The sequence below is a fragment of the Mesorhizobium sp. M4A.F.Ca.ET.022.05.2.1 genome (assembly GCF_003998845.1).
Classification (GTDB): Bacteria; Pseudomonadota; Alphaproteobacteria; order Rhizobiales; family Rhizobiaceae; genus Mesorhizobium.
This window is the reverse complement of sequence record NZ_RZOJ01000028.1, coordinates 1-23,155: the sequence shown is the minus strand read 5'-3', so window position 1 is coordinate 23,155 and position 23,155 is coordinate 1. Positions and strand designations below refer to the sequence as shown.

Annotated in this window: 21 protein-coding genes; 3 read left to right on the top strand and 18 right to left on the bottom strand. The window is 64.2% G+C overall.

Annotation, left to right across the window (positions count from 1 at the left end; translation table 11 throughout):
• Positions 1 to 7 precede the first annotated feature (7 nt).
• The 4 genes from EN745_RS05660 to EN745_RS05645 form a co-directional block, all read right to left on the bottom strand.
• Complete coding sequence (locus EN745_RS05660; protein ID WP_126058615.1) at positions 8 to 1,096, bottom strand: AbrB family transcriptional regulator; 1,089 nt, start codon at positions 1,094 to 1,096, stop codon at positions 8 to 10.
• 77 nt (positions 1,097 to 1,173) lie between these two features.
• Complete coding sequence (locus EN745_RS05655) at positions 1,174 to 1,482, bottom strand: putative quinol monooxygenase (protein WP_126058616.1); 309 nt, start codon at positions 1,480 to 1,482, stop codon at positions 1,174 to 1,176.
• A 48-nt stretch (positions 1,483 to 1,530) separates the two neighbouring features.
• Entirely contained in the window at positions 1,531 to 2,319 is a 789-nt protein-coding gene (locus tag EN745_RS05650) for an SDR family oxidoreductase (RefSeq protein WP_127420746.1), read from the bottom strand.
• Positions 2,320 to 2,400: 81 nt separating this feature from the next.
• A complete protein-coding gene (locus EN745_RS05645; protein WP_127420745.1) occupies positions 2,401 to 2,838 on the bottom strand; it encodes a DsrE family protein in 438 nt (145 codons plus the stop codon).
• A 165-nt stretch (positions 2,839 to 3,003) separates the two neighbouring features.
• On the opposite strand from EN745_RS05645, the gene EN745_RS05640 reads away from it, so the two are divergent.
• The gene (locus EN745_RS05640) at positions 3,004 to 4,086 is read left to right on the top strand and encodes a hypothetical protein (protein ID WP_127420744.1); all 1,083 of its coding nucleotides are present in this window, start codon (positions 3,004 to 3,006) and stop codon (positions 4,084 to 4,086) included.
• A gap of 149 nt (positions 4,087 to 4,235) precedes the next feature.
• Here EN745_RS05640 and EN745_RS05635 read toward each other — a convergent pair whose 3' ends face one another.
• From EN745_RS05635 to EN745_RS05615, 5 genes are all read right to left on the bottom strand, one after another.
• A complete protein-coding gene (locus EN745_RS05635; protein WP_126058620.1) occupies positions 4,236 to 5,183 on the bottom strand; it encodes a cation diffusion facilitator family transporter in 948 nt (315 codons plus the stop codon).
• Positions 5,184 to 5,188: 5 nt separating this feature from the next.
• The gene (locus EN745_RS05630; RefSeq protein ID WP_127420743.1) at positions 5,189 to 7,378 is read right to left on the bottom strand and encodes an anthranilate synthase; all 2,190 of its coding nucleotides are present in this window, start codon (positions 7,376 to 7,378) and stop codon (positions 5,189 to 5,191) included.
• 256 nt (positions 7,379 to 7,634) lie between these two features.
• On the bottom strand, positions 7,635 to 8,690 hold the full coding sequence (locus EN745_RS05625; protein ID WP_127420742.1) for a succinylglutamate desuccinylase/aspartoacylase family protein: 1,056 nt from the start codon (positions 8,688 to 8,690) through the stop codon (positions 7,635 to 7,637).
• Positions 8,691 to 8,791: 101 nt separating this feature from the next.
• On the bottom strand, positions 8,792 to 10,168 hold the full coding sequence (locus EN745_RS05620; RefSeq protein WP_127420741.1) for an FAD-containing oxidoreductase: 1,377 nt from the start codon (positions 10,166 to 10,168) through the stop codon (positions 8,792 to 8,794).
• The gene (locus EN745_RS05615) at positions 10,165 to 10,626 is read right to left on the bottom strand and encodes a DUF4126 domain-containing protein (RefSeq protein WP_127420740.1); all 462 of its coding nucleotides are present in this window, start codon (positions 10,624 to 10,626) and stop codon (positions 10,165 to 10,167) included. The genes EN745_RS05620 and EN745_RS05615 overlap by 4 nt, the downstream gene beginning before the upstream one ends.
• Positions 10,627 to 10,757: 131 nt before the next feature.
• Here EN745_RS05615 and EN745_RS05610 point away from each other — a divergent pair, with 131 nt between their 5' ends.
• Complete coding sequence (locus EN745_RS05610; RefSeq protein WP_126058625.1) at positions 10,758 to 11,315, top strand: sugar O-acetyltransferase; 558 nt, start codon at positions 10,758 to 10,760, stop codon at positions 11,313 to 11,315.
• 18 nt (positions 11,316 to 11,333) lie between these two features.
• Here the strand turns inward: EN745_RS05610 and EN745_RS05605 are convergent, their stop codons facing one another.
• A complete protein-coding gene (locus tag EN745_RS05605) occupies positions 11,334 to 12,326 on the bottom strand; it encodes a helix-turn-helix domain-containing protein (protein ID WP_127420739.1) in 993 nt (330 codons plus the stop codon).
• 125 nt (positions 12,327 to 12,451) lie between these two features.
• On the opposite strand from EN745_RS05605, the gene EN745_RS05600 reads away from it, so the two are divergent.
• The gene (locus EN745_RS05600) at positions 12,452 to 13,099 is read left to right on the top strand and encodes a cysteine hydrolase family protein (RefSeq protein WP_127420738.1); all 648 of its coding nucleotides are present in this window, start codon (positions 12,452 to 12,454) and stop codon (positions 13,097 to 13,099) included.
• A 72-nt stretch (positions 13,100 to 13,171) separates the two neighbouring features.
• Here the strand turns inward: EN745_RS05600 and EN745_RS05595 are convergent, their stop codons facing one another.
• The 8 genes from EN745_RS05595 to EN745_RS05560 form a co-directional block, all read right to left on the bottom strand.
• A complete protein-coding gene (locus EN745_RS05595) occupies positions 13,172 to 14,851 on the bottom strand; it encodes a formate--tetrahydrofolate ligase (protein ID WP_127420737.1) in 1,680 nt (559 codons plus the stop codon).
• Positions 14,852 to 15,169: 318 nt separating this feature from the next.
• Entirely contained in the window at positions 15,170 to 16,294 is a 1,125-nt protein-coding gene (locus EN745_RS05590) for a DUF2333 family protein (RefSeq protein ID WP_127420736.1), read from the bottom strand.
• A 15-nt stretch (positions 16,295 to 16,309) separates the two neighbouring features.
• On the bottom strand, positions 16,310 to 17,617 hold the full coding sequence (locus tag EN745_RS05585) for a DUF6638 family protein (protein WP_127420735.1): 1,308 nt from the start codon (positions 17,615 to 17,617) through the stop codon (positions 16,310 to 16,312).
• A gap of 68 nt (positions 17,618 to 17,685) precedes the next feature.
• Positions 17,686 to 18,096, bottom strand: coding sequence for a DUF559 domain-containing protein (locus EN745_RS05580; protein ID WP_127420734.1), 411 nt, complete (start codon positions 18,094 to 18,096; stop codon positions 17,686 to 17,688).
• Positions 18,097 to 18,155: 59 nt separating this feature from the next.
• The gene (locus tag EN745_RS05575) at positions 18,156 to 20,066 is read right to left on the bottom strand and encodes an ATP-binding protein (RefSeq protein WP_126058631.1); all 1,911 of its coding nucleotides are present in this window, start codon (positions 20,064 to 20,066) and stop codon (positions 18,156 to 18,158) included.
• Between the two features lie 24 nt (positions 20,067 to 20,090).
• Positions 20,091 to 21,236 (bottom strand): hypothetical protein, encoded by a 1,146-nt coding sequence (locus EN745_RS05570; protein ID WP_127420733.1) that lies wholly within the window; start codon positions 21,234 to 21,236, stop codon positions 20,091 to 20,093.
• A 33-nt stretch (positions 21,237 to 21,269) separates the two neighbouring features.
• Positions 21,270 to 22,358, bottom strand: a complete 1,089-nt coding sequence (locus tag EN745_RS05565; protein ID WP_126058633.1) for a hypothetical protein — start codon at positions 22,356 to 22,358, stop codon at positions 21,270 to 21,272.
• 300 nt (positions 22,359 to 22,658) lie between these two features.
• A complete protein-coding gene (locus EN745_RS05560) occupies positions 22,659 to 23,042 on the bottom strand; it encodes a cytochrome c family protein (RefSeq protein ID WP_127420732.1) in 384 nt (127 codons plus the stop codon).
• Positions 23,043 to 23,155: the final 113 nt, after the last annotated feature.

The following is a 23,155-nucleotide window of genomic DNA, read 5'->3' as shown; positions in this document are numbered from 1 at the left end:
CTTTGCCCTATTCCTTGATGCTTCTCGCCACCAGCCGCGCCACGCTCGGACCGACGAGCAGCACCACGAGGAAGCGGGCTGACTGCAGCGCCATGACGAAGGAGATGTCGACGTTCTGCGCCGCCGCGGCGATGATGGCGACGCTGTCCATGCCGCCGGGGCTCGTCGCCAGATAGGCGGTGAGCGGATCGATGCCGAGCACGCGACTGATGACGAATGCCATGCCGCCGCAAAAGGCGATCAGCGCCACGATCGAGGCGATGATCTGCGGCAATGCGCGGGTCGCGTGGCGCAGGATCGGCCGGGTGAAGTTCAGGCCGATCGACCAGCCGATCAGGGCGTAGCTGACGGCCAGCAGCCATTGCGGCAATTGCATCTCCACGCCGAAGCCGAGATGGACAATGGTGCCGAAGATGAAGGTGCCGAGGAAGAACGGCGACGGCAGCCGGCAAAGCCGGCCGAGCAGGGCGCCGACAAGCGCCACAGCGAGCATCGCGGCAAAGGCCATCCATTCGATCGGCGGAAACCAGACGATGGCCGGGGGTTCGACGCCCGAAGTGTCGACCCACATGCGGGCGATCAAGGCGGCGGTCATCGAGACGAAGATGACGCGCAGATACTGCATGAAGGCGACGAGCCGCTGGTCGGCGCCAAAGGCGCCCGCCATTAGCACCATGGCGGTGGCCGCTCCCGGCGACGAGCCCCAGACGGCTGTGGTGCCGGGCAATATGCGCCAGCGGCTGATCAGCCAGCCAAGCAGGCTGGAGGCGGCGACGGTCGCAATGACGGCGCCGAGGAAAAGCGGCCATTCCTTGTAGAAGACGGGGAATATGTCGGCGGAGATGGAAGCGGCAACGAGGCAGCCGACGACGGCTTGCGCCGAGCCGAACAGGGGGCGGGGCACGCGCACCGTGGCGCCGTTGGTTCCGGCGAGGATCGCCGCCAGCATCGGTCCGATCAGCAGCGCCGCCGGCAGAGCGGCGGCTTCCAGCGCGCTGGCGAACAGCAGCGAGAACGCCAGCAGCACCAGCCATTGCCGCGGCGGACGGAGTCGCGCCATGCGATCAACGGGTGGTTGTTCCGGCGAGGAGTCCATATCCGGCTCTTAGACCGGGCGGGGACAAATGCGAACCCATTTCCCGCGCAAAAGTCCTGATTTGCGTTGCTCCAGCGTCAGCCTGTGTTGCCGGCGGGCAGGCCGAAGCCGCCGACCGGATGGGTCTCGACCTGGAATTCGAAGCCGGCGATGAAGGGGCGCGCCTTGGCGATCGCCGCCTGGACTTCGGGCAATTGCAATGACGTCTTGTGGCTCGCCTGATCGGTCCATACTTCGGTGACCCAGATGGCGTCGGCGTCGGCCGGGTCGGTGGCAATGATGTAGCTCAGGCAGCCGGGGAGCGCGACGGTGCTCTCGCGCAACACGTCCATGACCGCGTCGCGCTGGCCGCGCGCCGCCCGCATCTTGCCGATCAGTCCGTACATTCCTTGTATCTCCCTCCGGTTGCGCGACAAGAGTATGCAGTCGGCGCCTCACGGCATCAACTGGCCGCCATTCACCTCGATCACCTGGCCGGTGATGTAGCCGCTCATGAGGTCGGATGACAGGAACAGATAGGCGCCGACGCAATCCTCGGCGGTGCCGGCGCGGCCCTGCGGAATGGTAGCGACCATGCCCTTGATCTGCTCCTCGGTCGAATAGCGCTCGTGAAAGGGCGTCAGGATGGTGCCGGGGGCCACGGCGTTGACGCGGATGCCGAAGCCGATCAACTCCTTGGCCATGCCGCGCGTCACGTTGGAGACGAAGGCCTTGGCCGAGCCATAGAGGCCGGCGCCGCCGCCGGCGCCGTTGCGGGCAGCGATCGAGGAGGTGTTGACGATGAAGCCGCCCTGGCGCTTCAGCCACGGTATCGCCTTGCGCGAGGCGGTCAGCACGGATCGCGCATTAAGGTCCATCACCGCGTCGTAATGCGCTTCGGTCTGGTCGGCATAGGCAACCCGGCCGAGCATGCCGCCGGCATTGTTGACGAGACCGTCGAGGCGGCCGAAATGCTCGGCGCTTTCCTCGACGACACGCTCAACGTCGGTGGGCTTTGAGAAGTCGCCCTGGGTGAGGAAGACCTCGCCGCCGCGGTCGCGGATGATGCTGGCGAGCCTCTCGGCGGCCTCGCGGCTCGCATTGTAGTGGAGCGCGACGCGGCATTTCTGCTTCGCATAGGCCAGTGCAAGGGCGGCGCCGATGCCGGTCGAAGCCCCGGTGACCACCACCGCTTTATCTGCGAGATCCGGGATGACAAGGGCAGAGCTAGCGGTCGCCGGCATTTCGATCCTCCGAATTTTCGCCCGTCCTTCGTAGGACCTTGCCGCCCCGGTATTCAAGCCCCCGGTCGTAACCCCGGGACTCTAGGGCCTGAGATAGACATAGCCCTGCCGCTGCAGTTCGGCGAGCTTGACGACGCCGCCCTTGTCGGCGACCTGGAAGCCGGCGAGCAGGTCGGCAAGCGTGATGTCCATGCCATGCATGGTGTTGCCGCAGGCTTGCGGAACCAGCCCCTTCTGGACCAGCCCGGCAAACCGGCTGGACGTAGCGCCGGATGCGGCCTTGGTCTTAAAGGCCGCAAGGGCCGGGCCATGCACGACAAGCACGATGTCGACATTGCCGCCGGTGCCTTCGTAATGGTTCTTGATGTTGCCGAGGACGAAATTGGCCTTGTCGACGTCGCTGAGGTGATAGGCGACCTTCAGCCTTTCCTCCTCCGCGACAGCCGCCTTGACCTGGCGCAGTCCGAAAAGGCCGGCGGCCCCGGCAAGACCGGCACGGAAAATATCTCGGCGCAGCATCGCTCTTCCTCCACCAGCCGGGCACTATGGTCCTGCGTGGCCCCGGCCTCGCTAACTATTTGTTTCTACGCAATTCCCTATGGAAAACCGTTACACGCTTTTCCCGGAACTGCTCCTAGACTAGCATGAATCGCAGTCACGTCCTGTCGATGGGAGGAGGGTCACATGACGTCGAGGATAGCGGTGGGCGCGGCGCTTGGCGCTGCATTGTTCGTTGTCGGCGCGGCTCTTGCCGATGACACTCCCAAGCTGACGGAACTCAGCCCCAACGGCGCCGATGCCTGTTTCGGACGCGTCTACGACGCGGCGCACCTCAAGGCGCATCCAAAGCAGAAGGTGGCGCGCATCTTCTTCTACTATGGCCACGATCCGGTCAGCCGGCCGAACGAGGAGCCGAGCACGATTGGCGGCGCCGCCTATGATGGCTTTCTCACCACCACGGTGCGCGGCACCAAGAAGCCGGAATGGGCAGCCGGCTGGTGCAATCGTCAATCCGAGGACGGCAAGAGCGGCCCGATCCATTGCGGCATGGAATGCGACCGCACGCTCGCTTCACTCAAGGTCGACGACAAAGGCCGGCTGATCGTCTCCAACGTACAGCCCGATGTCTATCTCGATGCCGGCGCGGAGGAGGAACTCGGCACGGCTCAGTACAACAAGCAGGCGCTGGGCAGCGAGGACGACAATTTCCGCCTCGACCCGATGCCGGCCGCCACCTGTAAGGCGGAATTCGCGCGCATCGATCCGATCGATCCGGCGCTCGGCGCGCCGTTGCGGGAGCGGCTGAAGCCCGACCAGGCGTTCTGCTATGGCCGCGACTACGACGCCGCGCATCTGAAGTCGCACCCCGACCAGGTGACGCAGTCGATCCGGGTTTTCCGCGGGCCGGTCGAGCTAGCCTCCTACGCTTCAGGCGGCGATGTGGCCAACTGGCCGGACGGCGCCGACATCGCCGTTTCGGTGACGACCAGGCTGAAGTCGGGCAAGATTACGCAGACCTATTTATGCCAGGGCGAGGCCGACCAGTGGCGCTGCGCGGCAAGCTCGAAGATCAGCGATTTTGCCTGCGACGTCTCGCAGAAGGAGATTTTCCTGAAACGCGGCGCCAACGGCACGATGATGCTGGCCAACCCCAACAGCGCGCTCGCCATCGTCGATCTCTGCTCGAAGGCGGCGGATGGCAAGACGACGTCGGACGACAAGGTCTATCGGCTGAATCCGATGCCACAGTCGGCCTGCGCACCTTAGGTCCATCGATATTCAGGTGAGGCCGGCCTGCGAACGGCGGCTTCCTGCGCTTCCGGTGCTCACGTACTTCAAGTACGCTCCGCTCCGGTTCTCGCAAGCCACCATTCTCGGCTCGGCCTGGCCTGAATCTCAACAGACCTTGCGCGAGATCAAGCGAACGGCACTGCCGTCGTGCCCTTGGGCAGCTTCGCCTCATCGTCAGGCTCGACGTGGATGGTGACGCGGACCGAGGGGATTTCGGCCTTCAGGGCGTCCTCGATGCGGTCGCAGATGACATGACTGTCGCCCACCGTCATACCGGCGTCGACGACCATGTGAAATTCGATGAAAGTGGCGCGGCCGGCGATGCGCGTCTTGAGGTCGTGCACCTCCAGCGCGCCCTTCGAATTGGCCGAGATGATGTCGCGGATGCGCATATGCTCCTGCGTATCCACCGCGCGGTCCATGAGGCCGCTCAACGATTCTCCGGTAAGCTTCCAGCCCTGGTAGAGGATGTTGAGCGCCACGAGCAGCGCAAGCAGCGGGTCGAGAATCCGCCACCCAGTCATCACCGCGGCAACAAGGCCGACGATGACGCCGACCGAGGTCAGCACGTCGGTCATGATGTGCTGACCGTCGGCGACCAATGCCGGCGATCGTTCGGCGCGGCCGTTGCGGATCAGCACCAAGGCCCATGCGGCGTTGACCACAGCAGCGCCGCCGTTGATCATCAAGCCCTCCCAGGGCTGTTCGATCAGTGCCGGGTTCTGCAGCGACTGCCACACCTTGGCTATGATCAGCATCGCCGCCACGACGATCAGCACGCCCTCGAGCACCGCCGAAAAATATTCGGCCTTGTGATGACCGAAAGGATGGTCGCTGTCGGCTGGTTTGTGGCTGATGCGGATGGCCCAGAGAGCGGCGGTCGCCGTGATGACGTTGACGATCGATTCCAGCGCGTCGGAATAGAGGGCGACCGAGCCGGTCATCTGCCAGGCGACAAACTTCAACCCCATCACCAAGAAGGCGATGACGATCGACCAGAAGGCAAGGCTGGCGACCTTGCGCTTGGCTGCGGCTTTTGCCGCGGCCGCCGTCATGTCTTCCGTTGCGGCCATCGCTGCTAGGCTGCCTTTTCCTTGGCCTTGCGCGGCAGATGCGCGACGATGTTCTCGATGATGCGCATGCCGGCATTGTGGCCGAGCGTCATGATCGATTCCGGATGGAACTGCACGGCGGCGATCGGCTCCTTGCGGTGCTCGAAGGCCATGATGACGCCGTCCTCGGTCTCGGCGGTGACCAGGAAATCGTCGGGGAGGCGCACCGGATCGGCGAAGATCGAGTGGTAGCGGCCGACAGTCACTTCCTTGGGCAGGCCGGAGAAGATGACGCCGGGCTTCGAGACGCGGATGCGCGACGGCTTGCCGTGCATGGGTATATGCAACTGCCGGAGCTCGCCGCCATAGGCCTCGGCCAGCGCCTGCAGGCCGAGGCAGACGCCGGAGATCGGCAGGTCGCGGGCTCTTGCCTTCTTGATCGTGGCGGCGCAATCAAAGTCCTTCGGCGTGCCAGGGCCGGGCGAGAGCACGACGAGGTCCGGCTTCAGCCGCTCGAAAACCTCCTCCGGCACGGGCGTGCGCACGGTGGAAACATTGGCGCCGGTCTGGCGGAAGTAATTGGCGAGCGTGTGGACGAAGGAGTCCTCGTGGTCGACCAGGAGGATGTTGATGCCGTCGCCGACGCGCGCGGCGGTGCGTTCGGCGCCAACGGCATTGCCGGTCTTGGCGTCGCGGATGGCGGATAGCATGGCGGATGCCTTCAGTTCGGTTTCGGCTTCTTCTTCCTCGGGAACGCTGTCGAAGAGCAGCGTGGCGCCGGCGCGTACCTCGGCGATGCCGTCCTTGATGCGGATGGTGCGCAGCGTCAGCCCGGTGTTCATGTCGCCGTTGAAGTTGACCATGCCGATCGCCCCGCCATACCAGGCGCGCGGGCTCTTCTCGTTCTGCTCGATGAAGCGCATGGCCCAGAGCTTCGGCGCGCCGGTGACGGTGACCGCCCAGGCATGCGACAGGAAGGCGTCGAAGGCATCCATGCCTTCGCGCAGCCGCCCCTCGATATGGTCGACGGTGTGGATCAGGCGCGAATACATCTCGATCTGGCGGCGGCCGATGACACGCACCGAGCCCGGATCGCAGACGCGCGATTTGTCGTTGCGGTCAACGTCCGAGCACATGGTGAGCTCGGATTCGTCCTTCTTGGAGTTGAGCAGCTTCAGGATCTGCTCGGAGTCCGAAATGGCGTCGTCGCCGCGTTTGATCGTGCCCGAGATCGGGCAGGTCTCGACGCGCCGGCCGTTGACGCGCACGAACATCTCCGGCGAGGCGCCGATCAAATACTCGCCTTCGCCGAGGTTGATGAAGAAGGAATAGGGCGAGGGGTTGATCGCTTTCAGCTTGCGCGAAATCTCGGAAGGCTCGGTTTCGCAGCGCTCGTAGAACATCTGGCCGGGCACGACCTCGAACAGATCGCCGCGCTTGAAGCTGTCCATCGCCCGGCGCACCAGGTTGGCGTATTCGCCGGGCTCGTGGTCGCCGCGCGGCGGGATGCGGTCGGCGGTCCTGAACGGCTCGACGGCGGCGTCGCGCGGCAACCCCTCCGTCGAGAAACCCTTGCCGGAATAGTCATAGCGGTCGGTCCAGGCCTTGGTCGAATAGTGGTCGACGACCAGGATCTCGTCAGGCAGGAACAGCACCAGATCGCGCTGGCTCTCTCTGCGCTCGAGCTTGTAGTCGACCGGGTCGAACTGGAAGGCGAGATCGTAGCCGAAGGCGCCGTAGAGGCCTAGATTGGCGTCTTCCTCGGTCTTGAACAAAGCGGTGATGGCACGCAGCACCGTGAATACCGAAGGCACGCGGCTGCGCTCTTCCTCGGTGAAGACGCGGCCTGGCTTGGCAACCTCGAGGCGGATGAGCCTTGGCGACGTTTCGGCGATGGAGACCTCGGCAAGACCGTCCAGCGCCTTGGCGATCACCGGCAAAAGCACTTCGCCGCGTCCGTTCAGCGCCTCGATGCGCATGGCGCGGCCGCGCGCGGAAATCACCAGCGGCGGATCGATGATGGCGGTGTCCCAGCGCGTGTAGCGGCCCGGATACTCGTAATTCGAGGAAAACACCGCGCCGCGGCGGGAATTCAGCCCGTCGACATAGGCGTCGATGGCGCCTTCATAGGGCTGCTCCTGGCGGTCGCGGGTGATCGCCACGCCACCCGCTGTGACGAAGCGCTCGGCCCCGTTGTCCAGAACTCTTGTCGTCATTGCCGTCTCCATCAGCGTCTTGCTATTTCAGCTTCTTGGGGCAACGGACCCGGGGATGGCTTCAAAAAACAAATGGCCGCCCGGACATTCCGTTGCGGCCACCCTCTCTATTCACGCGCACGCGTTCGAACAGGCCGCTGTCAGCGAGCCCACCACCAAATGGTCTTGTTCGAGCGCATGTTCATGGCGATTCCCATAGCGGCGAATGGTCGGCCGCGCAACTGGATTCCACGAGGCTGGTAAAAGCCTCGCTCGCTTAGTCCTCCAGCGTCCCCGACCTTGCATCGTCGCTCCTCCTGTCGCCAACCAGCTTCAGCAGGTCCTCGCCGGCGCGGATGATGCGGCGCGAACGCCTCGTCAGGATGAGGCCGGCCTGGGGCGCGAACACTTCCGTGCTGCCGCCCGTTTCGCCCGGGGCGTGGACGATTTTGGCGAGCCGCGCTCCCTTGGCGACGCGGTCGCCGGGCTTCACGTCATAGACGACCGCGCCACCCTTCGGCGCCGGCATCATGTCGATGTTTTCCAGCGGCGCCACGGTGCCGGTGAAGGGGCCGGGCGTGGCCAAGGCGGGGTCGGTGACAACGCCGCGCGCGACCAGCAGCCGATAGAGCCCCTCGGCATCGGAAGCGGCCAATTCGCCGTCGACGTCGAGCATGCCGCGATATTCGACCGTGGTGGCGACCCGCCGGTCGAAACGCGCCACATCCGCCGGGACATTCTGATAAGGCATGATCGAGGCGCCCTCGAAGGTGCCGTCGGTGTCCTCGTTCCACAGCAGCACCGCATCGACGCCCATGGCCGCCGCGCAATCGGCCATCGCCGGCCACAGGCTGGCGTGGATGTAGAGGTAGGGCAGGCCCTCGTCGTCGCAATGCAGGTCGAGCACGATGTTGTGGCCGAGCGAGAGCTGCAGCAGCCTGGTCTTCAGCCGTTGGTCGGGCGTGCCGAGCCTGGTATCGGGCAAGAGCGAAGCGTCCGGTGCGGCAAGCAGCGGAAAGCCGCGGTTGAAGTTGTTGCGCGTGCCGAGATGGAAGCGGCCCTGATGTTCGCCGAAATGGTACTGGGCGCGACCGATCGGGTTGGCCCAGGGCACGATGGTGATGTCGCCCCTGATGCGGCCCTCGGCCTCGGCTCTTGCGAGCATCGGCATCAGCGCGTCGATGGCGACCACACCCGGCAGTTCGCCGGCATGGAGCGCCGCCTGCAGATAGGCCGAAGGTCCCGCCTTGTCCGTTCCCGCGAAGCGGATCACCGGAAATTCGTAGGAAATGCCCTCGCCTTCGCCAGCGATGCGTTCGATCGTTTTCTGCATGGAGGCCTCCGGGAAAGAGGCGAACCCATGCACTTTTGCGATTGCGCTGTCGATTGGTCCAGGCCGAGGCGCTATGGGCGCAAACCACGCCGATGGCGACACTAGGCCAGCGGCTTCAGCTCCTGGGCTATGGTCGGCAGAAGCTCGGAGACGTTGGGGTGGATGTGCATGGCACGCGCCAGCGTCGATATCGGCGCCTTGGCATACATCAGGTCGAGCACCGAGTGGATCACCTCGTCGCCGCCTGGTCCGAGCACCGAGCAGCCGAGGATCTCCCCGGTGTCGGCGTCGGCCAGGATCTTCATGAAGCCCTGCGTCTCGCCCTTTTCCACGGCGCGGCCGACGCGGGTCATCGGCCGCTGGCCGACCAGCGCGCGGCGGCCGGATTTCCTCACCGCGGCCTCGGTCATGCCGCAGCGGCCGAGCGGCGGATCGATGTAGAGCGCATAGGCCTCGATGCGGTCGCTGACCTTGCGCGGATCATTGTCGAGCAGGTTGGCGGCGACGATCTCGAAGTCGTTGTAGGAGGTGTGGGTGAAGGCGCCCTTGCCGTTGCAGTCGCCCATCGCCCAGATGCCGGGCACGCCGGTGCGCAACTGGTCGTCGACGATGACGAAGCCGCGCCTGTCGACCTCGACGCCGGCCTTGTCGAGGCCGAGATCGTCGGTATTGGGGTTGCGGCCAAGCGCCAGCAGCACATGCGAGCCGATCGCCGGCGGCTGATCGGCGGAAAAGGTGACGGCGACATCGCCGCCCTGCTTGGCAAAACTGATGTCGTCGGCGCCGAGATGCACCGTGATGCCTTCGTTCTGGAGGATCGACAGGATGGCGGCCGAGACGTCCTCGTCCTCGCGACCGGTCAGCCGCGGGCTCTTCTCGATCACCGTCACCTCGGATCCGAAGCGGCGGAACATCTGCGCGAATTCGAGCGAGATGTAGCTGCCGCCGACGACGACGAGATGGCGGGGCAGCACGTCGAGATCCATCATCGAGGAATTGGTGAGGTAAGGCACCTCCTCGACGCCGGGCAGGTCGGGAACGGCGGCGCGGCCGCCGGTGTTGAGGAATATCTTCGGCGCGGTCAGCAGCTCGTCGCCGACGCGCACGGTGTTGGCGGACTCGAAACGCGCATGGCCGCGGTAGAGCGTGCATTTCTCCATGCCGGCGATCCAGGTTTCCAGCCCTGTGCGGGAAGCGCCCGACACCTTGTCCTTGCGCGCCTTGATCGCTTTGTAGTCGACGCCCACCGGGCCGGATAAGGTCACGCCATAGTCGGCGGCGCGGCGCGCGAGATGGGCGGCGTAGGCGCTCGCCACCATCGTCTTGGTCGGGATGCAGCCGGTGTTGACGCAGGTGCCGCCGACGAGCTTGCGCTCGACCAGCGCCACGCTCTTGCCGGCCGCGTTCAGCCGGCCGGCGAGCGGCGTGCCGGCCTGGCCGGCGCCGATGATGATGGCGTCGAAGGCCTTGGCCGTCATGCCACGGCCGCCACGATCAGCAGGCCGCCGATGATCGCCACGGCGTCCTCGATGAAGGCAGCGGGCGGGTCCTTGCCGAAAGCCGCCGCCAGTCGGCCGCGGAACTCGGCGCCGCCGAGCGTGCCGATCACGGCGCCGATGGCGCCGGCAATCAGGCCGCCGATGGTGGCGCCGCCGGTCGCGCCGAGCACCGCGCCGCAAAAGGCGCCGATGATGACGCGGGCGCCGAACTGCTGCGGCACCTTGCGGCTCGGCGTCGACGGCAGCTGGTCGGTGATCAGCTCGACGACCCCCAGGATGGTGGAAATGCCGACGGCGATCCAGTGCCCCATGAAACTCGCCCAGATGCCGGCGACCGGCAGCCAGCCGAGCCAGGCGCCCCAGGCGGTGACGGCAAGTGCCGTTCCGGCGCGGAGCCCGGCAACGACCCCGATCAGCAATGCAAGCAGATAAAGCATGATTGACCCCCTCGATGTCAGGACCTCGCACAGTCCGGCGCGAGCAAGCTAGCATAGGCCGGACATTTGGCCAGCAGGCTTTCGCCCAGCAAAGGATTGTGCTTTGGCAGTAATTCGATGGAGACGCGGCCATGACGGCAAGTGAGCGCATGAAGATGGCGGCGGGCGAGTGGTACACTTGCCTCGATCAGGAACTGGAAGCGCTGCGCGTCGCCGCGCGCGATGCGGTGTTCGAGCACAACGGCCTGCCGCCCCGGCAACGCGGCGACATCGGCCCGGCATTGCGGTCATTGTTGGGAAGCACGGGCGAGGGGGCGCGCATAGAGGGGCAGTTCCACTGCGCCTACGGGTTCAACCTCTTTCTCGGCGATGGTGTCTTCCTCAATGCCGGCTGCACGGTCCTCGATACGGCGCCGGTGCGCATCGGCAAGCGGACGTTGCTTGGGCCTAATGTGCAGATCTACTGCGCCGAGCATCACAGGGAGGCTGCAGCAAGGCAGGCGGGGCTGGAGATCGCCAAGCCGGTGACGATCGGCGCCGATGCCTGGATCGGCGGCAGCGCCATCATCCTCGGCGGCGTCACGATCGGCGATGGTGCCATCGTTGGCGCTGGCGCCGTGGTTACCCGCGACGTCGCAGCGAACACCACGGTGGTCGGCAATCCGGCGCGGCCGGTCAGGCAGCGTTGAGCGGCTTGCCCGTTCGGGTCAAAACATTGCGGCGTGTGTCGGCCTTTTGGCGCCGGCACTCCTGGAGAACTCGCGCCGATATTGCATCGGCGAGGTCTTGAGCCGCGCCGAAAAATGCTGGCGCAGCGAGGTGGCGCTGCCGAAGCCGACTTCGAAGGCCACCGTATCCATCGATTTCTCCGTCGCCTCCAGCAGCCTCTGCGCCAGCGCGATCCGCTGGTCGGCCAGCCAGTCGCCGAAGCTGGTGCCGATCGACTTCTGGAAGCGGCGCGTGAAGGTGCGGCGGGTGAGGCCGGCCGCCTCGGCGACGCTGTCGAGGCTGTGCGCCTCGCCGAGCGTCGCCCGCACCTTGTCGAGGGCCTGCGCGAACCGGTCGGCGGTCGAGGTCGGCGCCAGCGGGCGCTCGATGAATTGCGCCTGGCCGCCTTGCCGGTGCGGCGACAGCACGACGTGGCGGGCAAGCCGCAACGCCACTTCCGCGCCGTAGCGGGCGCGCACGATATGCAGGCAGCAGTCGAGGCCGGCGGCGACACCGGCCGAGGTTACGATGTCGCCGTCGTCGACATAGAGCACGTCGGCATCGACGGCGATGTCGGGATGGAGCGTCTGCAGCCTGTCCGTATAGGCCCAATGCGTCGCTGCCTTTCGCCCGCCGAGCAGTCCCGCGGCGGCGATGGCGAACGTGCCGAGGCACAGCCCCACGATCAGCGCGCCGCGCCGGTGGGCGCGGCCGAGCGCTTCGGTCAGCACCGCCGGAAGCGGGTCTTCGAGATCCTTCCAGCTTGGAATGATGACGATGTCGGCATCGTCGAGCGCCGCAAGCCCATGCGGGACGGCGATAGTCAGCCCGGCGTCGGTGTGGATCGGTCCCTCCTCCATGGCGCAGACGCGGAAATCGAAGCGCGGCAGGCCGAGCCTGGTGCGGTCCGTGCCGAACACGAGGCAAGGCACGGAGAGGTGGAAGGGGCTGATGCCGTCGAAGGCGATGACGGCGACGATCGGGTCGGCCATGGGAGCTCCGGGAGAAAACAGACAAGATTGTCCCAATTCTTTCGAATGAAGTCAATCGGGACACTTTTGCCGCGTTGGCGCCGGGCCTAGCTTCTGCCCATCAACCCGGTCGAAAGGAGATCGCCATGTCCGCACCAGCCATTAGCACCCAGCCGCGCCGCGCCCTCATCGTCGTCGACGTCCAGAATGACTATGATGGCGGCAATCTCGCCATCCAGCATCCGCCGTTCCGCGACAGCGTCGTCAATGTGGCGCACGCCATGGACGCGGCGGCGGAAGCCGGCGTCAAGGTAGTGGTCATCAAGCAGATGGCGCCGGAGACCTCGCCGATCTTCGCCAAGGGAAGCCATGGCGGCGAGCTGCATCCCGCGATCGCCAGGCGAAGCCGCGACCATTATGTCGAGAAGACGCTGCCCTCAGCCTTCACCGGCACCGATCTCGAGGCGTGGCTGCGCGCCAATGCCATCGATACGATCGCGGTCGTCGGCTACATGACGCACAATTGCGACCTGTCGACCATCATCCATGCCGTGCATATGGGCTTTGCTGTGGAGTTCCTGTCCGACGCCAGCGGCTCGGTGCCTTACGCCAACAGCGCCGGCTATGCTTCTGCCGAGGACATCCACCGCGTGGTCACCATCATCCTGCAGTCGCGCTTCGCGGCGGTGCTCAAGACCGCCGAGTGGGTCGACTGCCTGAAGACCGGCGCTTTGCCGGAACGCGACACGATCTTTGCTTCCAATCAGCGCGCGCTGGCGCGCAATGCAGCTTAGCCGCGCTCAAATCCGCAAATGAAAAGGGCGCCGCGAAAGCGGCGCCCTTTGTTTTCGCAGCCGAAAGGAAGCCTAGAACAGGCCTTCGATCTGGCCGGCCTCGTTGAGGAAGATCTTTTCGGAGGACGGCGCCTTGGGCAGGCCGGGCATGGTCATGACCTCGCCGCAGATGATGACGACGAAGCCGGCGCCGGCCGAGAGCCGGACCTCGCGCACCGGCACGGTGTGGCCGGTCGGCGCGCCGCGCAGGTTCGGATCGGTCGAGAACGAATACTGGGTCTTGGCCATGCAGACCGGCAGGTTGCCGTAGCCGGCCTGCTCCCAGGCGTGCAGCTGGTCGCGGATCGACTTGTCGGCGATCGCCTCGTCGCCGCGGTAGATGCGCTTGACGATGGTGTTGACCTTCTCGAACAGCGGCATCTCGTCGGGATAGAGCGGCGAGAACTGCGAGGCACCGGATTCGGCGATCTCGACGACTTTCTTCGCCAGATCCTCGATGCCGGCCGAGCCTTGCGCCCAGTGCTTGCACAGGATCGCCTCGGCGCCCTGCGCCTTGACGAAGTCCTTCATCGCCTGGATTTCGGTCTCGGTGTCGGTGGTGAAGTGGTTGATCGCCACCACCGCCGGCACGCCGAACTGCTTCACGTTCTCGATGTGGCGGCCGAGGTTGAGGCAGCCCTTCTTGACCGCCTCGATGTTCTCCTTGCCGAGGTCTTCCTTCTTGACGCCGCCATTCATCTTCATGGCGCGCACGGTGGCGACGATGACGGCGGCCGCCGGCTTGAGGCCGGCCTTGCGGCACTTGATGTCGAAGAATTTCTCGGCACCGAGGTCGGCGCCGAAGCCGGCTTCAGTGACGACATAGTCGGCGAGCTTCAGCGCCGTCGTCGTGGCGACGACCGAGTTGCAGCCATGGGCGATGTTGGCGAACGGACCGCCATGGACGAAGGCCGGGTTGTTCTCCAGCGTCTGCACCAGGTTGGGCTGCATGGCGTCCTTCAACAGCACCGCCATGGCGCCGTCGGCCTTGAGGTCGCGGGCATAGACCGGCGACTTGTCGCGGCGGTAGGCGACGATGATGTCGCCGAGGCGCTTCTCGAGGTCCTTGAGGTCGGTGGCAAGGCACAGGATCGCCATCACTTCCGAGGCGACGGTGATGTCGAAGCCGCCTTCGCGCGGATAACCGTTGGCGACGCCGCCGAGCGAACAGATCATCTCGCGCAGCGCCCGGTCGTTCATGTCCATGACGCGGCGCCAGGCGACGCGGCGGGTGTCGATGCCGAGTTCGTTGCCCCAGTAGATGTGGTTGTCGATCAGCGCCGACAGCAGATTGTGCGCCGTGGTGATGGCGTGAAAGTCGCCGGTGAAGTGGAGGTTCATGTCCTCCATCGGCACGACCTGCGCGTAGCCGCCGCCGGCGGCGCCGCCCTTGACGCCGAAATTCGGGCCGAGCGAGGCTTCGCGGATGCAAACGACCGCCTTCTTGCCGATGCGGTTCAAGCCGTCGCCGAGACCGACGGTGGTCGTGGTCTTGCCTTCGCCGGCAGGGGTCGGGTTGATGGCGGTGACGAGGATCAGCTTGCCGTCCTTGTTGCCCTTCACCGACTTGATGAACTCGGCCGAGACCTTGGCCTTGTCATGGCCGTAGGGCAGGAGATGCTCGGTCGGAATGCCGATCTTGGCGCCGATCTCCTGAATCTGTTTCTTCCTGGCGGCGCGCGCGATCTCGATGTCGGACTTCACTTCGGCCATGACGGCTTTCCTCTGGATTGGTCGGTGGAGGGGACGGGTTTGATCATCTGTGCATGTTCGAGACGCCGTGCGGGCGTGAGGGCATGTTCTAACCCTGTCGCTGTCGCGGCGTCAACTTTCATGCAACTATGTTTCCTGCGAAGAAAGAGTGTTCCTGCTGCCGGGCCGTTTGCGGTCGGCTGTATGGAGCCCGGTCGTTGCGCCGTATAGAAGCCAGAGCGGATGCCCCGCCGCCGTCCCAAAACAGCCGCGCAATGCACCGAATGCGACAGGGGCGACGGCGCAAATCCGCCAGCCCCCATGGCGAGAGGGGTGCGGCTACTGCGTCAGCACGTTGCTGATCTCAACCATGTTGGAGCGCACCCTCAGCACGTAGAAACCCATCGTGGTCAGGTGCGTCGGCAGCAGCCAGCCATCCTCGCGGCCGTTGGCGATGATGAGGGGCTGGATGCGCAGAGCCGAGACGAATTGCGAATCCATCGTGTCCCACAGGTTCTGCAGGTGCTTTTCCTTGATGACATCCTCGAAGTCGGCCTGGGCGGCCTTCATCAGGCCGTAGTAGCCATAGAGCTGGCCGTAGGCGAACCAGAAGCGGTCGTCGGCGCGGAAATCGAACCAGCCATCATTGTGGTTCTCAGCGCGCTCCTTGAGGATTGCCGAGGTCGAGCCGATGTCGGACGAAATGCGGTCGATATATTGCTTGAGATTGTCGGCGCGGGCGTCGAACGTCGCCTGGCAGCTGGCCAGCCTTGCGTTGAAGGAGCGCAGCTTGCGCACGGCATCGCGATAGTAGCTCGGGGTCGGCGTCTTCGGACCGAACGGATTGAGGCCGAAGTACCAGGTCTCCTCGTCGAACTGCAGATTTCCGCGCGCATCCTGGAGATCGGCGTCGATCTGCGAGGTCGTGCGCACGCGGCCCAGATTGTCGGCAAGCTCGGTCGCGGTGCGCCGCACCGCCTGGTTGATGCCGCGCTGGAAGGAGGCCTTGTTGTCCATCCATGGCGTGTGGTCCCAGTCGATGCCGAACAGGCCGAGCTTGTAGAGGATCATCGACGAGATCCAGGCATTCTGGTTGACGTTGAAGTCGGTCAGATCGGCCGCCACCTGGGCGATCGCCGAGTTACCGCAGGTCTTGGCCGTATCGGTGCCCGCGCCGGCCGAGACTTGCTCGCCGGCCGACACGTTGCGCTTCTCGAACGTATAGGTATCGGGATAGTTCGGGTTGAATTTGGTCCACCACTGGGTGGCGTAGAAGAAATTGGCGTAGAGGCCGATGAGCACCAGCAAGCCGAGGCCAACCACCGCCTTCAGGATCCAGCCGCGCTGCCCATACCAGCGGCCGGCCCACATGAACGGCCACAGGATCACGCCGACGAGAAGACCAATGCCGCGGCCGATCCACTGGAAGATTTGGGTGAAGAAACTCACAATCGGGTCAAGCATGGCTCTCGTCACCCCTCAATCAGTCAAGCCGTAGAGGCGTGTGCGAAACGCCGCCTTGTCTTTCAAATATGTGGTTTTCAGAACGTCCACAACATGCGATCGCCAGGCGTCGCTGAAGCCGTCATAGTCCCTGTAGAAGCCGGGCTTGTTGAAGACGTAGCGCGAGACGAAGTCCTGCGGCACGAAGTCGGAGATCAGCTGATTGGTCAGCCAGGCGTCTGGATGATCGGGCCTGGCGCGGATCACCAGGAAGCGCTGCTGCGGGAACACGTCCTCGATCTTGAGATGGCCATATTGGGCGATCTCGCGCTTGGCGGCGTTGAGGAAGGGGAAATTGCCGTCCTTGGTGATCAGGTCGGTATGGCCGTGGATCCAGGTCTGCAGCCAGACCTTGTCGACGTCCGTCAGATTGCGGTTCGGCTCGGCGTCGCGGATCAGCGCGCGCACCACCATTTCGGCGCGATGCTCGAGATAGCCGGATGACTCGATCCAGGAGGCGCGCGGCAATTCGATGCGGCCGGTGGCGGCGAGGAACTTGAACACCTTGTCGGCGTCCCTGATCGAAAGATAGCTCACCTGCCACGGCCGCGAGCGGCGGAAACCGGGCGCGGCCGGCTCGCTGATCACCGTCGTCATGTCGGGATCGACGAAGACGTAGAGGCCGCCGAAATGGCTGGTCCAGTATGCGTTATGGCGGAAGATCACCTGGTCCGGCACCAGCGCGTTCTCGCGGATGTCGCCGCAGACCTTGGCGAGCTCGACCATACGCTCAAGCATGGCGTTGTCGCGCCAGGCGTCGGGCTCCTGCTTCAGCCGGTCGACCAGCTTGCCGAGCTCGGCCGCCTTGCCGAGCACGTCCTCGGCCGACAGCACCTTGAACTCGACCTGGTTGATCGACAGCAGGTCCTCGATGTCGTTGACCTTGGGGACCGAGTCCTCGATCTCGCCGTAGATCACATCCTTGATGGTCAGTGCGTCGATGGCGCGCCGGTTCTTGGACATGAACTCGAACATCAGCTGCGAGGTGTTGGAAAAGGCGGTGTGGACCACCGGCAGGTCGATCTGCGACGGCGTCAGGATGATGAAGCGGCGATTGACCTCGTTGGGGTCGAGGTAGTCGTAGTCGCCGCATTCGTCGGCGATCTCCGGCGAGAAGCCGGTGCGGTCGATCTGGAAGCTGTTCAGCCTGGTGGGATTGAGGCCGAAGGCGACGAGGGCCTTGTTGTAGCGCTGGATGAGGTGCGGTTCGTCGACGATCAGCAGCCTGCCGTAGATCAGTTCATTGTCGCGCAGAAGGTCGGGTTTCTTGGCGGGGTGGGTCATTTATGCCTTCTCCCCGTTCACGGGGAGAAGGTGCCCGAAGGGCGGATGAGGGGCGGCGCAAGCGCTCATCATCTTTGCTCCGACGTGGCGACCGGCAGAAATCTCACATCGATACCAATCATTTTGCGATCTAGCCGGCCATCAAGGGCTGCGATGATCGTATCAAGCACGCTCGCGCGGCTGGTCAAAACATCCGCATGCCAAACTCTCAATACCGACCAACCATTTCCATTCATCGTCTCATCTCTGTATCGATCCCGAGACCGACCCGCATGCTGGCTGCCGTCGACTTCCACGACCAGATTAGCTTCACGACAGGCGAAGTCTGCGAAATAGGGCCCAATCGGTAGTTGGCGAACAAACTTGTGGCCGTTCAATCGCCGTCCACGCAGTTCATGCCACAGCCTTTCCTCAGCATCGTTTTCAACCTTCCGTAGCTCACGGGCCCTCGTGACCTTGGGCTCATTTCTTCCACGCATGGCGCTGCCCCTCATCCGCCCTTCGGGCACCTTCTCCCCGTGAACGGGGAGTAGGAAGATTAAGCATTCCATAGCCCCTTCTTCTTCATCTCCTCGATTTCGCGCACGGCGCGGTCGCGCAGCCTGGTGTCGCGGATCATCTTAGTCACGGCGGCGTCGTCGGACTTGTCGGAATAGCGGAATTCCGAGTCGGCGTAGCGGTTGATCTCCTGCATGACCATGTCCATCGAGAACGGTCCGCGCAGTTCCTCGATCATTGCCTTCTTGTCGTCGTAGCTCTTGTGCATGAAGGCTTCCGGCTTCTCGAACCATTCGTCGGGCAGTTCGATGTCCATGGCGCGCATCTTGATGGCGTCGGTGACGTTCTTGATGGCGCGGCCGGTGAAGCGCGGCTCGGCATCCTTGATCATGTGCAGGTAGGTGCCGATGTCGGCCATCGATTTCGGCGCGCCATTCTCCTTCATGTAGCGCTCATAGACCTTGATCAGCCCATCTTCCTGCGGCTTCTCATGCTCCTCATAGGCCTCGGTCACGGCGCGCTGGATCTCCTGCGCGGCATAGAGCTTGTGGTCGCCGAGCGGGATCTTGTGGTTCTTTCCGGCGAGCAGCACGAAGATGTCGATATAGTCGTCGCGGGTCTGCGGCCCATCGACCAGCCAGCGGGCGCCGGCGCGCTGGCGCAGCGCGTCGTCGACATTCTCTGGATAGTTGGAGAACATGCCGAAGGCGCAGTTGCCGCGCACCACCGTGCCGGCACCGGCAAAGGCGTCCATCAGGACGCCGGTGATCTCCTGCTGGCCGGCGGAGGCGCGATCGTCGGAACGCCGCGCCGCCACCTGGTCGATATCGTCGATGGTGCCGAAGCCGATGACGCGCGGATTGAGCACGTTGTTGATGAACTGGCGGCAGTTCTGGCCGGACTTGCCCTGATAGGACGAGATCTGGTCGACGCCGAAATTCTCGTAGGCGAAGGGATAGCCGGCAACCTGGCAGTAGTCGTGGACGAGGCCGGCGATCATCTGGATCAGCGTCGTCTTGCCTGTGCCCGGCGCGCCGTCGCCAATGAAGGTGAACAGGAAGCCACCGAGCTCGACGAACGGGTTCAGCTCACGCTCGAAATCGTAGGCCATCAGCATTTTGGCGAGCCTGACCGACTGGAATTTGGCAATGTGGTTGCCGACGACCTCCTCCGGTTTCTTGAAGGTCATCACCAGCGGCTTCGAGCGCTTGCCGGGCGCGACGTCGAAACCGTCGAGGGTGAAATCGTCGACGTCGATGCGGATATGGGCGTTCTCGAACGGGCCGATGCCGTCGAAGCGGCCTTTTCTCGCCAGGAGCCCGTCGATGGCGACGCGGGCGAAGGCGCGCGCCCGCGTCATCAGATCGGCATCGTCCTTGGAGCCGGCAATTGCCTTGTCGAGGCCGGCAATGATCGACTTCACCGCGTCCTGCTGCGTGTCGAACAGGAAGTCGGGCTCGGCGATGTCGTTGGGCGCCTCTCCGTCGCTGTCGATCAGTTGGAAGAGGTACGAGGCGAGGCTGAAGGCGGAAATGTAGGCCGAGGCCGACAGAAGCTTCTTGAAGGTCGCGGCTTCGTCGCCCTCGAGCGGCGCGCGGGCGTTTTTGGCCTGCAGGCTCTCGAGGTCGGAGCCTTCGGCGAAGACGTCCGAGATGGCGAGCGCGATCGCCAGGCCGCGCCGGGCGCGAAACAGCAGCGTGTGCTGGGGAATGGTGAGCAACTGGTCGTCGGGGTGGACGGCGGCGACCGTCTTCGACAGCTCGACCTCGCGGGTGCGGCGCACCGAACCGACCGACACCGTCGAGACGAAGCGGCGGTTGGTGCCGGCGAGCGCTGTGCCGGATTCGCGGGACGGATCCTCCAGCACGACGATGCGGGTAATGAAGCTTTGCGCGGTGGCGCGGTGCTTTTCGATCGCAGCTTCCGAGATCGTGGTCAGGCCGGTGTCCATGAAGGATGCTCCGTGGTGTGACGGTCAGACGTCTGAGATGACCTGTCCGTTGGACAGGATGTGGACCTTGTAGCCGGAAAAGATCTTCTGCGCCTCGCCGGCGGCATAGAGCGCCTGATAGGCCTCGTGCGGGATCAGCGCATGGTTCTCGTAGCTCGACACGCCCTGGCGCGCGGCCTCCAGATCGTCGGTGTTGATGAAGAATTCCTGCGTCGTCTTCTCGCTCGAAAACAGGCCCTTGCGGCCGGGCTTCTCCGATTTGGAAAAGATCTCCTGGATGGTCCAGGTGAGCAGCCAGGCGTTTTCCGGCCTGCGCACTTTGGCCAGCACCTCGGTCACCGTCGAATTGTTGTCGGTGATGCCCGCCGAATAGAAGGGGCCGAGCACGACGCGGCGGAGCTGCTTCGGATGCAGCGGCTCGAAATCCTTGTCGAGATTGACCGCGATCGTCGCCGGCGACAGCGTATAGGCCGAATTCTTCTCGGTGAAATCGTCGAAGCGGTGGGCAAGCTCGGGATTGAGCAGCCCGTCGACCGGCAGCGGGATGTCGACCCGCTCGTTCAACTTGCCGTTGGCATCGATGAGCTGGCGCACCATGCTCTCCGAGGAATCCTCCACCGTCACCATATAGATCAACGGCAGGTTGGCGCTGCCGTCGAAGCAGGCCCAATGCACCAGGTAATAGGGTCGAAAGGTCTTGGGGTTGACCGAGACCTTCGCCGTCTGCGCCAGCGTGAACGGGCCGAAGGTCTGCTCGCTCCTGACGTCCTCCAGATAGAGCCGCTCGGCCATCGACTTCTGCAGCGCCTCGGGAAATTCCTTGTGGCGCAGGATGAAGTCGGCCATTTCCTCGCGAAGCTCTCCGGCCTGCGGGATATTGGCCAGCCGGCTCTCCGCCTGACGGCGGTCGTTCTCGAGTTCGAGCAGGTTCTGGAATACCGGATAGCCGCTGTCGGCGCGCGAGATCCGGAACGTCTCCATGAAGCCGAGGCGGTTGCGCCAGCAGGAAAACGACTTGTCCAGCCGCGCAATGTATTCGGCGACAATCCTGGCGACGATGCCATGCCGGTAGAGCGGCGAGCGATCGTCGCGCATGAACACTTCCAGCCCGCTCAGCGCCGCCGTGATGGCGGAAAAGTAGCGCGCCGCCGCTTCATTTTCGGGGGTCATCGGACTGCCTTGGAGACGAACGCCTGCCGCCAACTACTGCTGTACGTAGTTGGCGGAATTGTGCTTCTTCATCACTTCGTCGAAGCGGCGGGCGAAGGCATCGTCGGCGAGCTTCTTGCGGCGCTGGATGTCGGCCGAGGCCACCATGTTCTTCTCGTGCATTTCCAGCAGATCGCCAATGTGCTTCTGCGAGGCGGCGCCGATGCCGGCCATGGTCTCCTCCGCCGTGTTGTCGACCTGGCTGCCGAGCGTGTTGATCTTGTGGGCGACGTCCTGCTGGGCGGCGGTTTTCAGTGAGTCTTCCAGCGCCTTGTAGAGGACGATGCGCTGCTCGGTGTCGATGGTCAGCTTGTTGATCAGCGTCGACTGCGCCGCGATCTGGTTGTTGAGAGAGTCCACAAAGGTCTGGAACATCGAGGTGTAGCGCTCCAGCGTCTGGCTTTCGGCTAGCAATTCCTGCTCCTTGGCCTGCTTCTCATTGTATTCGGTCGCCATCTTCGAGCGCTCGCCTTCGAGCTCGGTGCGCTCCTTCTGACTGGTCGAGGCGGCGATCTTGTTCTCGATGTCGAGCAGCATCGGGTTGAGCTCCTCGATGCGCTTCTGCACCGCTTCGAGGTTGGACATCGTCGTCTTGCGGCGCTCGATCACTTGCGACAGGCTGGTCTCGGAGGTCTTGTAGCGCTGGTCGAGGATCTGCTTCTGCGCCTTTAGGATGCCGACAATGGTGTCGGATTTGGCCAGCAGTTCCTGCAGGTTGCCGGCCAGCGACATGTTGCGCACACGATCGGTGCGCATGCGCTGCTTGCGCTGCTCGGAGAAGACACCGACGAAATTTTCCCAGCCGGTGTAGCTCTTCATGCTCTCGAATTCGGCGCCGAAGACATTGGTGGCGTCTTCAAGGCCGATGATCAGGTCGGCGATGTTGCCTTCCATGATCTTTTGTTGCTTGAGCACATCCTCGATGCGGGCGTTTTCGATGTCGAAATTGGCGTCGCCGATCTTCTTGTCGGCCTGAGCGAGCGTGTCGAGCACCGTTCCGGACTGCTCGATCTTCGTGCGCATGTCCTGCACGACCTGCTTGGTCTTGGCAATCTCGGCATCGAAATTCTGCAATGTCGCCATAGGGGCCTCCCGCATCGGCATCGGTTTCGTGTCGGCGCGAATATATGTGGAGCATTCTGGGATTGAAAGACGCAAGACCAGAGGCGTCGCGAAAACAAAAGGTTTCGTTTCTCCCTTGAAAGACAAACGAACCATGCTCATGGCGAGACTAGCAGCCCGCCGCGCCGGCGCATTTCTCTTGCAGCTCGACTCTCGCGCTACCGGACCGCCGGCGAAGCATTCGCTTGCCACCGGAACCACGTCTGGATATTCGGCAAACAATTGCTGAGGGAACCGGCGACTGCCGGGCAGCCGTGGGGATCAGGGCTTGGGGTCGGCCTTCAGATAGGCGATGACGTTGGCGATGTCGGCGTCGTTGGTCAGTCCGTTGAAGCCCATCTTGTTGCCGGGCACCTTCAGCTTGGGCGCGCGCAGGTAGAGCGCGAGATTGGCCTCGTCCCAGACCAGGCCGCCGGCGCCGGCATCCTTCATGGCCTGCGAATAGTTGAAATTCGCGGCCGTGCCCGCGGTGCGGCCGACGACGCCCAGAAGATGCGGGCCGACCTTGTCGTGGTCGGTCGTCGCGTCATGGCAGGCCATGCAGCGGTTGAAGACCTTCTTGCCAAGCGCGGCGTCTCCTGCGGCATGGGCTGCTGCGATGTCGGCGACGACAAGGACGACGGCGGACGAAATGGCTCGAAACATGGCGGACTCCTGGCTGGGGCACGTGAATAGGGCCCATGCCTTAACAAGCGCCGCATATGATGGCGGGATTGCGGAAGCGTTCAATCCGGCCGGCGCGCCCTCAGATCCGCGAC